The sequence below is a fragment of the Konateibacter massiliensis genome (assembly GCF_900184995.1).
GTDB classification, from domain to species: Bacteria; Bacillota; Clostridia; order Lachnospirales; family Lachnospiraceae; genus Lachnotalea; species Lachnotalea massiliensis.
On record NZ_LT860099.1, the window covers coordinates 501947 to 517954 of the forward strand.

A 16008-nucleotide genomic window follows, 5' to 3' on the forward strand; every position below is an offset into this window, starting at 1 on the left:
ATGGCAAAAAATATGAATGAAGGGAATCCTGCGAAGCTTATTTTATCCTTTGCAGGTCCCATGGTGTTAGGAAATATATTTCAACAGTTTTACAACCTGATAGATGCTATTGTGGTGGGACGTTTTGTAGGTGCAAATGCCCTCGCTGCCGTAGGCTCTTCAGGATCTACTAACTTTTTACTCATTTCCCTTATGATGGGACTCACAAATGGTGCGTCCATTATCATTGCCCAGTATTTTGGGCATGAGGATTTAAAGACCATGCGAAAAGCGATTGTGTCCCTGATACATATCATACTTATCGTAGGGGTTATCACCTCCATTGTAGGTGTCGCAGCGTCAAGGTCAATTCTCACCTTTTTGCATACGCCGGAGGTCATTATTGAAGATGCCGTGTTATTTATGCGCATTTTCTTCGCCGGAGTGCTTGCGATGGCGATTTATAATATGTGCTCGGCGGTTTTAAGAAGCATAGGAGACTCTAAAACGCCTCTGTTTTCCCTTATATTTGCTTCCCTTGTAAACGTGGCTCTGGATTTACTTTTTGTTGTGGTATTCCACTGGGGTGTTGCAGGGGTGGCAGTTGCAACCTTGATTGCGCAGATTTGCTCAGCAGTTTTTTGTATTTTTATCATTGTAAAAAAACACCCGATTTTGCATATTCAAAAGGATGAGATACAATGGCATGGAGATTTGGTGAAGAAGATTGCCCAGTTAGGCGTACCTACCGCATTGCAAAGCTCTCTGATTGCCATCGGAAATATGAGTGTGCAAAGTCTTGTAAACTCCTGCGGAGAAATAACGATGGCGGCTTATACTGCCGCAAGTAAGATTGACAGTATTGCGATTCAGCCGATTGTATCGGTCGGAACGGCAATGTCCATATTCACAGGGCAAAACATTGGCGGCGGAAACATCGACCGTATCAAGAAGGCACTCAAACAGGTTCTTGCAATTATGGTGACAGGCTGTATTGTTGTTGCAGGCTTCATTGTCATTTTCCGTGTGCAGCTTCTTAGCCTATTCCTTGATAAAGAGGAAGCTTATGAGGCAATTTTAATCGGTTCTGAGTATTTGCAAATTGTTTGTGTTGCATATATTATTGCAGGAATCATGCAAACATTTTTAAACGTAATCCGTGGTGCAGGAGATGTTAATGCGTCGATGGCGGCAGGCTTGGTTGAACTCTCCACAAGAGTAAGCCTTTCCTATCTATTAATCCACTATTTAGGCTCCACAGGTTTATGGCTTGCCATTCCGCTTTCATGGGGCTCGGCATGTACCGTTACCGTTATCCGCTATCTGTCAGGCAAGTGGAAGGCGAAAGCAGTTGTCAGATAAAAAGGAATTAAATTTTGTATAAAATAATGAGAATCCTCCATAATAAAGGTAATGAGGCAAAGGAAAATTTGCCTCTTAACGGATATGGAGGATTTCTTTATGGGAAAGAATGAAAATGAAAACGAGAAGGAAAAGGTAAAGGAAGAGGTTCAGGAAAAGAAGGACGAGAAAATAAAAGCAACAGGCCAAATTACATTAGATAAAAATAAAAGCAATTATAAAATTCATCTGCTTAGCATTATCGGTGAAATTGAAGGACATGAGTGCCTTCCACCAAACACAAAGACAACAAAATACGAGCATGTACTGCCTAATATGGCATCCATTGAGGACAGTGATGAGGTGGACGGTGTTCTTATCATCATAAATACAGTAGGCGGTGACGTAGAAAGTGGTCTTGCAATCGCTGAGATGATAGCCTCACTGAGCAAACCAACCGTGTCTCTTGTTTTGGGAGGCAGCCATTCCATCGGAGTTCCGCTTGCAGTTGCAACTGATTATTCCTTTATTGTTCCAAGCGGCACGATGATTATTCATCCTGTTCGGGTAAATGGTCTGGTTATCGGAGTTCCGCAGACGTTTGACTATTTTAAGATTATTCAGGACAGAATATTAAAATTCATTGCCGACCACTGTAAAATTGAGGCAGAGAGACTGGAGAAGCTTATGATGGAGACCGGAATTCTCACAAAGGATGTCGGAACGATTCTGGTGGGAGGAGAAGCCGTTGAGGAAGGTCTGATTGATGAGGTTGGCGGCATCAAGGATGCTTTAAAAAAGCTTTATCTTATGATTGGAGAAGAGAAGGGTACGGAAGAGAGTAAAGAAGAGGAAAAGCTGGAGTAAAAAGGATAGCTGGGAGACCGAAGGTTTCCCGGCTATATTTTTGTATAAACAGAAAAAATAAACCTCCGGCTATGCCGGTGGTCCCACGGTTTTGCTTTAGCTTCAAGCAAAAAACCTCCTATGTTATAATAATTGCGGGTTTAGCCAACCACAAAAAAGACATAGGAGGTATCCAAAATGGATATGAATAGTTTAGCCCATACTAAATGGGAATGCAAGTATCATTTGGTATTTGCACCAAAATACAGAAGACAGATAGTATATGGAAAAATTAAAGCAGATATTGCTCAAATATTAAGTACATTATGTAAGCGTAAAGGAATAGAGATAATGGAAGCAGAATGTTGTGTGGATCATATTCACATGTTAGTTAGAATACCACCCAAATATAGTGTGTCTGAAATAATGGGATATCTAAAAGGAAAAAGTTCACTGATGATATTTGAAAGACATGCTAATCTAAAATATAAGTATGGAAATCGCCATTTTTGGTGTAGAGGATATTATGTAGATACGGTAGGAAAAAATACAAAGAAGATACAAGAATATATTGCAAATCAATTGAAAGAAGATCATGAATCGGATCAAATGACATTGAATGAATATATAGACCCGTTCACGGGTGAGCCAGTACAAAAAAGCAAGAAGTAGTCCCTGAAAGGGAAGCTAGGGAATAAAGCTATAATGAAAGGCTCAAGGAGCTTGCAGGAGTAAGGAGGCAATAAAAAAGGCCCTTTAGGGCTGCCTGAGAAGGAAGTGCGGTTGGCAAAACCATCAGGCGCCTCCGGGCGCAAGCAGGGAATAGACCCTTACAGGGTCAGAGCAAGCCACCGGCTAAGCCGGTGGTCTTGACTAATATTAAAAACTATTTATGCGCACGAATGCAAGTGGAAGATGTCAATAGGTAATGACAAGTTTAACGGAAAATGTTATAATAAAGGATAATGACAACATAAGATGAGTTGATAGGGACACTTAGGAGGAAAGATAATGTCACTTTTTCAAGCGATTTTGATGGGGATTATACAGGGAGTTACGGAATTTTTGCCGGTGAGTAGTTCGGGGCATCTGGCAATTTTTAAAGAGCTGTTTCAGATTGATTTAGAGACCGGCATGCTGTTTGATGTTCTGTTGCATTTGGGAACGCTGGCGGCTGTGTTTGTTGTTTATTTTAAGGATATTAAGCGATTGGTCATAGAGGGCTTTGCCATTCTATTTGACTGTATTTGCAATATAAAAATTTTTATTACGAATAAAATACATAGGGAGGACGAGCCTTATCGGGAAATCGTCCGAAATGCATACCGAAAGTTTGTTATGCTGATCATCGTGTCAACGATACCGACCGGCATCATCGGTTATGCGGCAAAGGATTTGATTGAGACGGTTTCCGGCATCCTCATTGTTCCGGGTGTATGTCTGATTATAACGGGAATTTTGCTTTTTATTGCAGACCGCTACAATGACGGAACGAAGACGCCGAAGCATGTCTCCTACAACAATGCATTTATCATCGGTATTTGTCAGGGAATTGCGACCTTGCCGGGTATTTCTCGCTCGGGTACGACGATTACAGCTTGTTTAATCAGTGGGTTTGATAAACGGTTTGCGGTAAAATATTCCTTTATCATGTCCATTCCGGCGATACTTGGAGCAGTGCTGTTGGAGCTAAAGGATGTTTCCAGCATGACATTTCGCTCGGGCGAAATTATCAACTATGTCGCAGGCTCTGTAGTAGCTGCGGTTGTTGGTTACATATGTATTAAAACCATGCTTGTTGTGGTAAGAAAGAAAAAATTTAAGGTATTTGCGGTTTACTGTATTTTAGCAGGTATTTTGACAAGTGCCGGATATTTTGTAATGTTATAAGAAGAGGAACATGGGAGGCAGTGTAATGAGTGCAAGCAGCAACAAGAAGACAAGTACATCACGAAAGACAAAAGCGACGTCGGCAAAAGGACGCACCAAAGGAAAGACGAAGAAGGATGTACAGCAGGATAACAGCTTTTTAAGGGCAGAGGTGGTACTGTTATTGATTTTGGCGTTTTCCCTTATTCTGTTATTAAGTAACTTCGGGATAGGAGGAATTGTAGGGAATTCTATCAGCAGTGTTGCCTTTGGTATCTTTGGATTGATGGCATATGTGCTTCCTTTTATTTTATTTTTTGGCTGTGCTTTATTTATCTCCAACAAGGACAATGCCAGAGTTGTGATAAAGGTAATCAGCGGAATTATATTATTTTTACTTCTGTGTGCATTGGCGCAGCTAATCAGCAAAGCATATGAGCAGACGAGCACCATCAAGGAGTTTTATGAGTTTTCGTCCATACATAAGGGTGCCGGCGGTGTAATCGGCGGGGGACTTAGCAAGCTCTTTTCTATGGCATTTGGTGTGGTAGGAGCTTATGTAATTGATATTACACTAATCATCATCTCACTTGTGGTTATCACAGAGCGTTCCTTCTTAAAGGTCGTGAAGAAAAGCAGTGATAAGATGTATTCCACGGCTAAGACAACTGCGGTCGCAGGTAATGAAAGACGTAAGGAGCGGGCACAGCAAAGAAAGCTTGAGACAGAAAACAGACGTATTGACAAGAAAATAGAGGGGGTCAGCGTAGACACCTCTATTAAAAAGGGTAAAAAAGCGGCGAAAGAGGATATTCATGAGATTACAATGGATTTCATACCGGAGACAAATGTAAATCCGACAATTGCAAGAAGTGAGCCGTTTATAGAGGAGATTTTGCCGGAGCAGCCGGAAGTAAGTGCTGTGGATGATTCCTTGGATTTAGAGGAGGCATTATATCAGAATGCAATACGGGAGGCGCCTATTTTCCGTGCCTCTGCACCTGGCTTTGAGGAGACTGAGCAGGGATTTGAACATGAAAACCGTTCTGCGCTCGAGGAGGATGCGCTGTCTGCTGTGATAACGGCGGATTCACCTAAGAGACAAAGGGAAAAAGTTTCAGACAGTGCCGAGACAAAGCTTCATACGGAAGAAATATCAAAGCAAATTGCGGCGAAAGAGCCGATTAAGGAATATGTATTTCCTCCGATTGATTTATTGAAGAAGGGTGCAGCAAGAGGAAACGGTGATTCTGACAGCCATTTAAGAGATACCGCCGCAAAATTACAGCAGACACTTCAAAATTTTGGAGTCCGTGTCAATGTGACAAACATAAGCTGTGGTCCTACCGTTACCCGCTATGAATTACAGCCTGAGATGGGCGTGAAGGTGAGTAAAATCGTGAGCCTTTCCGATGATATTAAGCTTAATTTGGCAGCGGCGGATATCCGAATTGAAGCACCGATTCCGGGTAAGGCAGCGGTCGGAATTGAGGTTCCAAACAAGGAAAACAGTACGGTTATGCTTCGTGATTTGTTAGAGTCCAATGATTTTAAAAAGCATAGTTCCAATATCGCATTTGCAGCCGGTAAAGATATAAGCGGGCAGACTGTTGTGACCGATATTGCAAAGATGCCTCATTTATTGATTGCCGGTTCGACAGGCTCCGGTAAATCGGTATGTATCAATACGCTGATTATGAGTATTCTATATAAGGCAAAACCGGATGATGTCAAGCTGATTATGATTGATCCGAAGGTCGTGGAGTTAAGTGTATACAATGGTATTCCCCACCTGTTCATTCCGGTTGTAACGGACCCGAAAAAGGCTGCGGGCGCGCTTAACTGGGCAGTTGCTGAGATGACAGAGCGCTATAAGAAGTTTGCGGATTTTAACGTGAGAGACTTAAAGGGCTATAATGAAAAAATTAAATCCATAGAGGATATTGACGAGGAGAGCAAGCCGGAAAAGCTTCCTCAAATCGTTATTATCGTGGACGAGCTTGCTGATTTAATGATGGTAGCACCGGGAGAGGTGGAGGATTCAATCTGTCGACTGGCACAGCTGGCAAGAGCTGCCGGACTTCATTTGATTATTGCGACACAGAGACCGAGTGTAAATGTCATTACCGGTTTGATTAAGGCAAATATGCCGTCCAGAATTGCATTTGCTGTTTCATCAGGTGTAGATTCCAGAACCATTATCGACATGAACGGAGCGGAGAAGCTTCTTGGAAAGGGAGATATGCTCTTTTATCCGCAAGGTTATCAAAAGCCGGCACGTGTGCAAGGCGCTTTTGTATCGGATAAAGAAGTCAGCGATGTTGTAGAATTTTTAACAAAGGAACATGGAGTTGCAGAGTACAGCAAGGAAATCGAATCCTCCATTACCGCCTCCGCGCAGGTTGCTGCTGACGGAGGAAGCGTCGGAGCAGAGAGGGATGCTTATTTTGAGGAAGCAGGTAAGTTTATTATTGAGAAGGATAAGGCTTCTATTGGAATGCTGCAGCGTGTATTTAAAGTCGGTTTTAACAGAGCCGCAAGGATTATGGATCAGCTCTGTGACGCAGGTGTGGTCGGGGAAGAGGAAGGTACAAAGCCTCGTAAGGTGTTAATGTCAATGGAAGAATTTGAACAATTTATTGACGAATGCTTATAAGCTGTGGTAAAAGTATTTCAGGATGATTGTTAAATTCAGAGGAGGAAGAATATGAAAACAGATATACAGATCGCACAGGATGCACAGATGATTCATATTAAGGAAGTTGCCAAAACATTAGAGATTGCGGAAGATGATTTGGAGCTATACGGAAAATATAAGGCTAAATTGTCGGACGATTTATGGGATAAAATAAAAGGAAACAAAGACGGCAAGCTGGTATTGGTGACAGCCATCAATCCTACCCCTGCCGGAGAGGGAAAGACAACGACCACGGTAGGACTTGGTCAGGCACTTGGAAAGCTCAATAAAAAGGCGGTTATTGCGCTTCGTGAGCCATCTCTTGGTCCATGCTTTGGTGTAAAGGGCGGCGCTGCCGGAGGCGGTTATGCACAGGTTGTGCCGATGGAGGATTTAAATCTTCATTTTACGGGAGATTTTCATGCAATAACCTCCGCCAATAATCTGCTTGCAGCATTGTTGGACAACCATATCCAGCAAGGAAATGAACTGAATATTGACACAAGACAGGTTGTGTGGAAGCGGTGTGTCGATATGAATGACCGCGTCCTTAGAAACACTGTAGTCGGTCTTGGAAATAAGATGGATGGTGTGGTAAGAGAAGATCACTTTGTTATCACGGTGGCATCTGAGATTATGGCAATCCTATGTCTCGCAGAGGATATGAAGGATTTAAAGGAGAGATTAGGACGAATCATCGTCGCATATAATATTAAGGGAGAGCCGGTTACAGCGAACGAATTACAGGCTACAGGCGCAATGGCGGCATTGTTAAAGGATGCGATGAAGCCGAATCTGATTCAGACATTGGAGCACACACCTGCTTTGATACACGGAGGACCGTTTGCGAATATTGCGCACGGCTGCAACAGTGTGAGAGCCACGAGAACCGCATTAAAGCTCGCAGATATCGTTGTGACGGAGGCGGGCTTTGGAGCTGATTTAGGAGCGGAGAAGTTCTTCGATATAAAATGCCGGAAAGCGGATTTAAAGCCGGATGCTGTTGTTTTGGTGGCAACCGTTCGTGCTTTAAAATATAACGGCGGTGTCGCGAAGGCTGATTTATCAGAGGAGAATCTCGAAGCGTTGAAAAAAGGTATTGTGAATTTAGAAAAACACATTGAGAATCTGCAAAAATATCAAGTTCCGGTTGTTGTGACGCTAAACTCTTTTGTCACTGACACGGAGAAAGAATATGAGTATATCAAAGCATTTTGCGAAGAAAAGGGTTGTGAATTTGCCCTGTCAAAGGTTTGGGAGCACGGCGGAGAGGGCGGCATTGAGCTTGCGAAGAAGGTGCTTGAAACATTGGAGACAAAGCAGAGTGATTTCAAGCCGATTTACGAGGATAATCTGTCCTTAAAGGAAAAAATAAGCAAGGTTGCCGTTGAAATTTACGGTGCAGATAAAGTAACCTATGATTCACAGGCTAACAAAGCGCTTGCGCGTATTGAGGCGCTAGGCTTTGGAAATCTTCCGGTTTGTATGGCAAAAAATCAGTATTCCTTATCGGATGATGCATCTTTGCTTGGAAGACCGACAGGGTTTGACATCCATGTGAGGGATGTATATGTATCGGCAGGAGCAGGCTTTGTCGTTGTTTTGACAGGCGCCATTATGACGATGCCGGGGCTTCCGAAGGTACCTGCGGCAAACAGGATTGATGTAGATGAAAACGGTGTAATTACAGGATTATTTTAATCTTATCAAGGAAGACCCCGCTTCTTCAAGCGGGGGTGTAAATTGCTTGTTTCAGTAGGTGCTCAGGCACCTACTGAAATACCACGAAGTGGTAATAAGGTTATGAGTAAGCAGCGTAGCGGATTACGAATATCCGCTTTGACAAAACGGAAAGGACGAACTACAATGGCACAAATCATTGACGGAAAGTTAATATCACAGCAGATTAAGGATGAGCTGAAGGAGAAGGTTTCAGCATTAAAGGAAGAGGGAAAAGAAATTTCACTGGCAGTTATTCAGGTGGGAAAGGACCCTGCCTCCAGTGTTTATGTCAATAATAAGAAGAAGGCATGTGCTTATATCGGAATCAATTCTCTTTCCTATGAGCTGGAGGAAACCATTTCGGAGACTGAGCTCTTAAAGCTGATTTACGATTTAAACGACAATCCTGTGGTAAACGGGATTTTGGTTCAATTGCCATTGCCGTCTCATATAAAAGAGGATAAAATTATAAACGCTATCGTTCCTGAAAAGGATGTAGACGGCTTCCATCCACAAAATGTGGGTGCCTTGTGTATTGGAGAGAAAGGTTTTGTATCCTGCACACCGGCAGGAATTATCCAGCTTTTAAAGCGTTCAAACATTGAGATTGCAGGAAAAGAGTGCGTTGTGATAGGAAGAAGTAATATTGTCGGGAAACCGATGTCCTTATTGCTGCTTGCTGAAAACGGAACCGTCACCATTGCCCATTCTAGGACGAAGGATTTAAAAGAGGTTGCAAGGCGGGCAGATATTTTGGTTGTGGCAATCGGCAAGCCTCAGTTTATCACAGCGGATTATGTAAAGAAAGGCGCTGTTGTGATTGATGTGGGTATTCACCGTGATGAGAACAATAAATTATGCGGTGATGTTGACTATGAGGGAGTCATTCATAAGGTAAGCGCCATCACTCCGGTACCGGGTGGGGTCGGTCCGATGACCATTGCGATGTTAATGAATAATTGCGTGGAATCAGCATTAAATTTTTAGAAATGAGGAAAAAATTATGGTTTGCACTAAATGCGGTGCTGAACTAAAGGAGAGCGATTTATTTTGTCTGCATTGCGGCAAGGAAGTTCAAATTGTTCCTGACTACAATCCTGTGGAAGAGATTGTGATACAAAACATTGCACAGGCACAGCAGAGCGAAATAATATCAGATAGTACAGGGGTTACGAAGGAAATCGTACCGATAAAGCCTAGTCAGAAGGATAAGGAAACCGATTTACATAAAAAAAAGACAAAGAAGAAGAGAAAAATCACTTTTTCGAAAGTGTTTATCGGGGTGATGATACTTACTGTTATCATTGCAGTTACGGCATTTTCTTTATGGGCGAGACACAAAAATTCATTTGAATACCAATATCATTTGGCAGAAAAATGTGTGGAAGAGGAAGACTATCAAGGTGCCTGTATTTATTTGGAAAAAGCGCTTTTCATAAAGAGCAGCGACATGAATGCACGTCTTTTGATGGCGGAGGCATATATCGGCTTAAATGAGATTGAAAATGCTATTGACTGTTTGAAGGAGGCTTTGAAGTTTGATCCTGAAAACGGTAAGGTGGCAAAGCAATTGATTGAAATCTATTCCGATTATAATTATATGGACGAGTTAAATGGATTTGTGACGGATTTAAAGGGAAGCAACTTGGCAGAAGCATTGGGAGATTTTTATGAAAACCGCCCGGTATTTAGTGTCGAGGGCGGAACATATGACAAATATATTTCTGTGGAACTGACCTCAAAAGGAAAGGGAGAAATTTATTATACCGTTGACGGAACAAAGCCTACCAAACAGGCAAATATATATTCCGGACAGATAAGACTTAGAAGCGGAAGCACAACAGTCCGGGCAATATTTATCGGGGAAAACGGAAGTTATAGTATTGAAAATATTCAGAAATATACGGTCAATTCCACCGTACCGGATAACCCCATAATCAATCTGGCATCCGGCACTTATACCTTGCCGGCAGCTATTTCGATTATAGTACCTGAAAACTGCAAGGTATATTATACATTGGACGGAAGCACTCCGACGGAGGAATCCATGCCGTATACGAGAGCCCTTGACATGCCGCTTGGACAGAGTACCATATCCGCGGTTGCAATTGACGGAAACGGGATTGAGAGCAACACCATCAAAGGCAGCTATAATCTTCAGCTTGATGCCATTTTTACAGTTGATCAGGCATATGATATTCTGATACAGAGACTTGGAGATGAGCTTGTCGATGAGAGAGGAGCCTTCTCATTGGAATGTCATGCAGCAATTGAGATTGGCGGTTACAGCCTCTATGCTTTTGAAAAGGTATATGGAACAGATTCAAACGGAAATAAGATTTACGGCAAGGATAAGTATGCCTTTGATGTGCAGACAGCAGAGACGTTCCATGCGGTTGTCAATCCGGCGAACGGCTATGATTTAGAACCGTTTTGATACTTATCCGCTTTGTTCTCGGAAAAAAAGAAGTCCTCAGCTTTTTGAAAGCGAAGGACTTCTTTTTTGTAACTAGTTTTGTTTAAATTGAATGTTTCCGCCTATTAGGGAAGCGATGCGTGCCAAGGAATAAACCTCCACTTTAGCTTCCTCCAATTTTTCTCTTCCAGGCTGAAAGGATTTCTCAATTAAGATACCAAGCCCTGCAATAGTGGCATTGGCTTTGCGGATAAGACGGATAGCCCCGGTGGATGCTTCTCCGTTTGCAAGAAAATCATCAATAATAAGTACGTGATCCTCTTCGCTAATATGAGACTTTGATACGGTTAATTCATAGCTGGTGCCTTTTGTAAAAGAAACTACCTCTGTGTTATAAAAGTCTGTTTTCAATACCTTAGACGGAGATTTTTTCATAATAATCAGAGGAACTTCCATTTCCATAGCGGTCATGAGTGCCGGGGCAATCCCTGAGCTTTCTATCGTGGCAATTTTTGTAATACCTCTGTCCTTAAAATGATTGGCAAATTCTTTGCCGATTTCCAGCATCAACTGGGGGTCTACCTGCTGATTGATAAAACCGTCCACCTTAAGGATATCATCACCTAATACCTTGCCTTCTTCACAAATTCTTTCTTCTAATAGTCTCATACCATCACTCCATTATTTTCGTCATTCAATGAAAAATCAGTTTGGCTGTTTCATTGTTATGGAGATTATACCATAAATTCTAAGCTCGTGGAATACCTCACTAAGAATTTAGGTATATGTCTTGCTAAGCTCGAAAGAACCTCGCTAAGCGTGAGCAAAGATACCATAAATTCTAAGCTCGTGGAATACCTCACTAAGAATTGTAATGTTTTGCTGAGAATTTAGTCGAATTGGTAAATATAGTTAATATATTAACATTAACTGAAAGTCAATATTGAAATTTTTGCGATAATGAATTATCATATATATAGTATCTAAGAAGGAGGATTTCTATGTATAAAATAGTGAAAGCCGAAGAACTTGCTAAGAATATCTATCTTATGGAAGTTGAGGCAAAAAGAGTTGCACATTCCTGTAAACCGGGACAATTTGTTATTGTAAAGCTGGATGAGAAGGGGGAACGTATTCCGCTCACAATATGTGACTATGATAGAGAAGCAGGAACTATTACCATCGTGTTCCAAACCTTAGGAGCATCAACCCAGAGAATGGCTGAGCTTGGTGTAGGTGATAGCTTCAGAGATTTTTCAGGTCCGCTTGGATGTCCTTCTGAGTTTCTTGACGAGAACATCGAAGAGTTAAAGAACAAAAAAATGCTGTTTGTAGCGGGTGGAGTTGGAACAGCACCGGTATATCCACAGGTAAAGTGGCTGCATGAGAACGGAATTGAAGCCGATGTTATTGTGGGAAGCAAATCAAAGGATATGCTTATCTTAGAAGAGGAAATGAAGGCAGTTGCCGCTAATTTATATATAACGACAGATGACGGTTCCTATGAGAGAAAAGGGTTAGTTACTGATGTTTTAAAGGACTTGGTTCAAAATCAGGGCAAAAAATATGATGTAGTCGTTGCAATCGGACCGATGATTATGATGAAATTTGTTAGTTTATTAACAAAGGAACTCGAAATCCCTACGATTGTCAGCTTGAACCCAATTATGGTTGACGGTACAGGTATGTGTGGTGCCTGTCGTGTTACCGTTGGTGGACAGGTTAAATTTGCCTGTGTAGACGGTCCTGAGTTTGACGGACATTTGATCAACTTTGACGAGGCAATGAAGAGACAGCAGATGTACAAATCTGACGAAGGACGAGCTGTCTTAAAGCTGGAAGAGGGCGAAACCCATCATGGCGGATGCGGTGAATGCGGAGGTGACGAATAATGGATGTATTAAAGAAAGTACCTGTAAGAGAGCAGGATCCAAAGGTAAGAGCTGCAAACTTTGAAGAGGTTTGTTTAGGATATAACAAAGAGGAAGCAATGGAGGAGGCAATTCGTTGCTTAAACTGTAAAAATGCAAAATGTATTGTCGGCTGTCCGGTTTCTATCGATATCCCTGCATTTATTCAGCAGGTAAAAGCGGGAGAGATTGAGGAAGCGGCTAAGATTATCGGTAAGTCATCTGCACTTCCGGCTGTCTGTGGACGTGTATGCCCGCAAGAGTCACAGTGTGAAGGTGTATGTATCAGAGGAATCAAGGGTGAGCCGGTTTCCATCGGTAAGCTTGAGAGATTTGTGGCTGACTGGTCAAGAGAAAACAACATTGAACCGGAAGCTCCAAAGCCTGCAAACGGCAAAAAGGTAGCAGTTATCGGTTCCGGTCCGGCAGGACTTACCTGTGCAGGGGATTTGGCAAAAGAAGGCTTTGACGTAACCATTTTCGAGGCACTTCATGAGCCGGGCGGAGTTTTGGTATATGGTATCCCAGAGTTTCGTCTTCCAAAGGAAACTGTTGTTAAGTATGAAATTGACAACGTTAGAAAATTAGGTGTTAAGATTGAGACAAACGTAGTAATCGGTAAATCTACAACAATCGATGAGCTGTTAAACGAAGAAGGTTTTGATGCTGTATTTATCGGTTCCGGTGCCGGACTTCCTAAATTTATGGGAATTCCAGGCGAAAATGCAAACGGTGTATTCTCTGCAAATGAATATTTGACCAGAAACAACCTGATGAAGGCGTTTGTACAGGGCTATGACACACCAATTCTTGCCGGAACCAAGGTAGCGGTAGTCGGCGGCGGAAACGTTGCAATGGACGCTGCAAGAACAGCACTCCGCTTGGGCGCTGAGGTGCATATTGTATATAGAAGAAGTGAGGAAGAACTTCCGGCGAGAGTCGAAGAAGTTCATCACGCAAAAGAAGAAGGCATCATCTTTGACCTTCTGACCAACCCGATTGAAATTCTTGTAAATGAGAACGGCTGGGTTAAGGGAATGAAATGTGTGAAGATGGAGCTTGGCGAGGCGGACGCTTCTGGAAGAAGAAGACCGGTTGAGGTAAAGGGCTCTGAATTCGTAATCGACTTGGATACCGTTATCATGTCACTTGGAACCTCTCCAAACCCATTGATTTCTTCTACAACCGACGGTTTAGAGGTAAACAAATGGCAGTGTATCGTTGCCGACGAAGAGCATGGAAAGACGACCAAAGAAGGCGTTTATGCAGGCGGTGACGCCGTAACAGGTGCTGCTACGGTAATTCTTGCAATGGAGGCCGGTAAGGTTGGAGCGAAAGGTATTATTGAATATTTAAAGGATAAATAAGTTTTAATCCAAAAGAAAAGGGCTGCTGTCAAGGTTTATTGACGGCGGTCCTTCTTTACACTTTTTTACTGAAAGGAGGAGCACAATGGAAAAAGCATATGGGATTTGGGCAGATTCTATCAATAAAAGCTATGGGAAACGCCAAGTATTGTATGAGGTATCATTAGCAATCCCAGAAGGAAAAATATATGGGCTGCTCGGTCCGTCTGGCTGTGGAAAGACAACACTCGTAAAGATTATTTCCGGTATCTTAACGCCTGATAAGGGAACGGTAATGGTAAACAATCAGAGGATGCCTTCCCTGGAAATTATGGGACAGATTGGTTATATGGCGCAGGCGGCAGCACTTTATCCGACTCTTACCGGATATGAAAACCTCAAATTTTTTGGCAGACTGTACGGATTGAAAGGAAAAGAATTAAATGAGCGTATCTCTCATGTGGCTGCTTTGGTTAATTTGACAGATGATCTGCAAAGAAGGGCTGACAATTATTCGGGCGGAATGAAGCAGAGACTTTCGCTTGGCATTGCACTGCTTCCAAATCCTAAGGTATTGATTTTGGATGAGCCTACCGTGGGAATCGATCCGTTGCTGAGACAGGATATCTGGTCTGAGTTATATTCACTTTCTGAGCAAGGAGTTACCATTCTTGTCACCACCCATGTTATGGATGAGGCTGAGCGCTGTCATGAACTTGCCATGATGCGAAACGGACAGATTTTGGCAACAGGTACGGCGGCTGAATTAAAGCATACGGCGGGAGCAGACACATTTGATGAGGCGTTTATATTTTTTAGCAACGCAAAAAGGGGTGGTGTAAATGAATAGAATCAATACGCTTGCTTTTCGCATTGTAGCGCAGCTTCGGCATGACAAGAGGACAATGGCACTTATTTTATTTGCGCCGATTATCGTACTTGTCATGATATACTCTATACTAGGTAACGATGATGTGACTTATAAGATCGGTATTATTTCGGCACCGGAGTCTTATGTCACGCAATTGACGGAAAACGAAGATATTTCAGTAGAAAGCATAGATTTTTCCGAAGCGGATAGGGAAAATGCGATAGATGCTATAAAAGCAGAAGAGATTGCGGCGGCTGTTTATGTGTCAGATGACCTTGCAAGTATAGACGTTTATCTGGACGGGACAAACACTACAACCGCAAAACAGGTTATCGCAGTAATTAAAAGCTCTCTAAACCTCACTTTGCGGGCAAATTCTCCGATTGCACTGTCAGAGGCTGCGGTTGCAACAAACTATATCTATGGTTCCGAGAATACAAGCAACTTTGACAACTTTGGTACGCCAATGATTGGAATTATCATTTTCTTTTTTGTATTTTTGATTGGCGGCATTAACTTTTTAGGAGAACGAAGCTCGGGAACTTTGGAAAAAATGCTTTCTACGCCAATTAGACGAGGAGAAATTGTCGTTGGCTATGTGATAGGCTTTAGTATTCTTGCGCTGCTTCAAACTGTAATTTTAACACTGTTTGTTGTGTATGTGCTGAACGTGACTGTGGTTGGAAGCATTTGGTATGTGCTTCTTATCAACCTTTTGACCGCTCTTATGGCATTAACGCTAGGAATGTCGATTTCCTGCCTGGCTTCCAGTGAATTTCAGATGGTGCAGTTTATTCCGATTGTCATTATTCCGCAGATTTTTCTTTGCGGATTATTTGATCTGACTTCCGGCTGGGAGGTCTTTAGCAAATTCATGCCGCTCACCTATTCAGTCGATGCGCTCCGTGAGGTGATGCTTCACGGAAATGGTATCGAAACTATCTGGTTGGATTTACTTGCGATACTAGGCTTTTCTGCAATTTTTATGTTGCTCAATATTTCTTTTTTAAGAAGACAGAGGAGCATATAAG

The 16008-nt window shown here is 42.4% G+C and carries 13 protein-coding genes; 12 read left to right on the forward strand and 1 reads right to left on the reverse strand.

Translation table 11 applies throughout. The annotated features are described in order from the left end of the window. From CTY48_RS08100 to CTY48_RS08135, 8 genes are all read left to right on the forward strand, one after another. Complete coding sequence (locus CTY48_RS08100) at positions 1-1341, forward strand: MATE family efflux transporter (protein WP_099468003.1); 1341 nt, start codon at positions 1-3, stop codon at positions 1339-1341. 99 nt (positions 1342-1440) lie between these two features. Then, entirely contained in the window at positions 1441-2187 is a 747-nt protein-coding gene (locus CTY48_RS08105; RefSeq protein WP_236354825.1) for a ClpP family protease, read from the forward strand. A 177-nt stretch (positions 2188-2364) separates the two neighbouring features. Next, complete coding sequence (gene tnpA, locus CTY48_RS08110) at positions 2365-2838, forward strand: IS200/IS605 family transposase (protein WP_099466475.1); 474 nt, start codon at positions 2365-2367, stop codon at positions 2836-2838. A 339-nt stretch (positions 2839-3177) separates the two neighbouring features. Next, positions 3178-4056, forward strand: a complete 879-nt coding sequence (locus CTY48_RS08115) for an undecaprenyl-diphosphate phosphatase (protein WP_099468005.1) — start codon at positions 3178-3180, stop codon at positions 4054-4056. A 25-nt stretch (positions 4057-4081) separates the two neighbouring features. Beyond that, positions 4082-6691 (forward strand): FtsK/SpoIIIE family DNA translocase, encoded by a 2610-nt coding sequence (locus CTY48_RS08120; protein ID WP_099468006.1) that lies wholly within the window; start codon positions 4082-4084, stop codon positions 6689-6691. Between the two features lie 51 nt (positions 6692-6742). Next, positions 6743-8413, forward strand: coding sequence for a formate--tetrahydrofolate ligase (locus CTY48_RS08125; RefSeq protein WP_099468007.1), 1671 nt, complete (start codon positions 6743-6745; stop codon positions 8411-8413). 165 nt (positions 8414-8578) lie between these two features. Beyond that, the gene (folD, locus tag CTY48_RS08130) at positions 8579-9421 is read left to right on the forward strand and encodes a bifunctional methylenetetrahydrofolate dehydrogenase/methenyltetrahydrofolate cyclohydrolase FolD (RefSeq protein ID WP_099468008.1); all 843 of its coding nucleotides are present in this window, start codon (positions 8579-8581) and stop codon (positions 9419-9421) included. Between the two features lie 16 nt (positions 9422-9437). Continuing rightward, positions 9438-10871, forward strand: coding sequence for a chitobiase/beta-hexosaminidase C-terminal domain-containing protein (locus CTY48_RS08135; protein ID WP_099468009.1), 1434 nt, complete (start codon positions 9438-9440; stop codon positions 10869-10871). Positions 10872-10943: 72 nt separating this feature from the next. Here the strand turns inward: CTY48_RS08135 and CTY48_RS08140 are convergent, their stop codons facing one another. Then, entirely contained in the window at positions 10944-11519 is a 576-nt protein-coding gene (locus CTY48_RS08140) for a xanthine phosphoribosyltransferase (protein WP_099468010.1), read from the reverse strand. A 332-nt stretch (positions 11520-11851) separates the two neighbouring features. On the opposite strand from CTY48_RS08140, the gene CTY48_RS08145 reads away from it, so the two are divergent. The 4 genes from CTY48_RS08145 to CTY48_RS08160 all read left to right on the forward strand — a co-directional run bounded on the left by CTY48_RS08145 (position 11852) and on the right by CTY48_RS08160 (position 16007). Further along, on the forward strand, positions 11852-12742 hold the full coding sequence (locus tag CTY48_RS08145; protein WP_099468011.1) for a sulfide/dihydroorotate dehydrogenase-like FAD/NAD-binding protein: 891 nt from the start codon (positions 11852-11854) through the stop codon (positions 12740-12742). Beyond that, positions 12742-14127, forward strand: coding sequence for an NADPH-dependent glutamate synthase (gene gltA / locus CTY48_RS08150; RefSeq protein WP_180272683.1), 1386 nt, complete (start codon positions 12742-12744; stop codon positions 14125-14127). The genes CTY48_RS08145 and gltA overlap by 1 nt, the downstream gene beginning before the upstream one ends. Positions 14128-14212: 85 nt before the next feature. Continuing rightward, a complete protein-coding gene (locus CTY48_RS08155) occupies positions 14213-14956 on the forward strand; it encodes an ABC transporter ATP-binding protein (protein WP_099468013.1) in 744 nt (247 codons plus the stop codon). Continuing rightward, the gene (locus CTY48_RS08160; protein ID WP_099468014.1) at positions 14949-16007 is read left to right on the forward strand and encodes an ABC transporter permease; all 1059 of its coding nucleotides are present in this window, start codon (positions 14949-14951) and stop codon (positions 16005-16007) included. The genes CTY48_RS08155 and CTY48_RS08160 overlap by 8 nt, the downstream gene beginning before the upstream one ends. Position 16008: the final 1 nt, after the last annotated feature.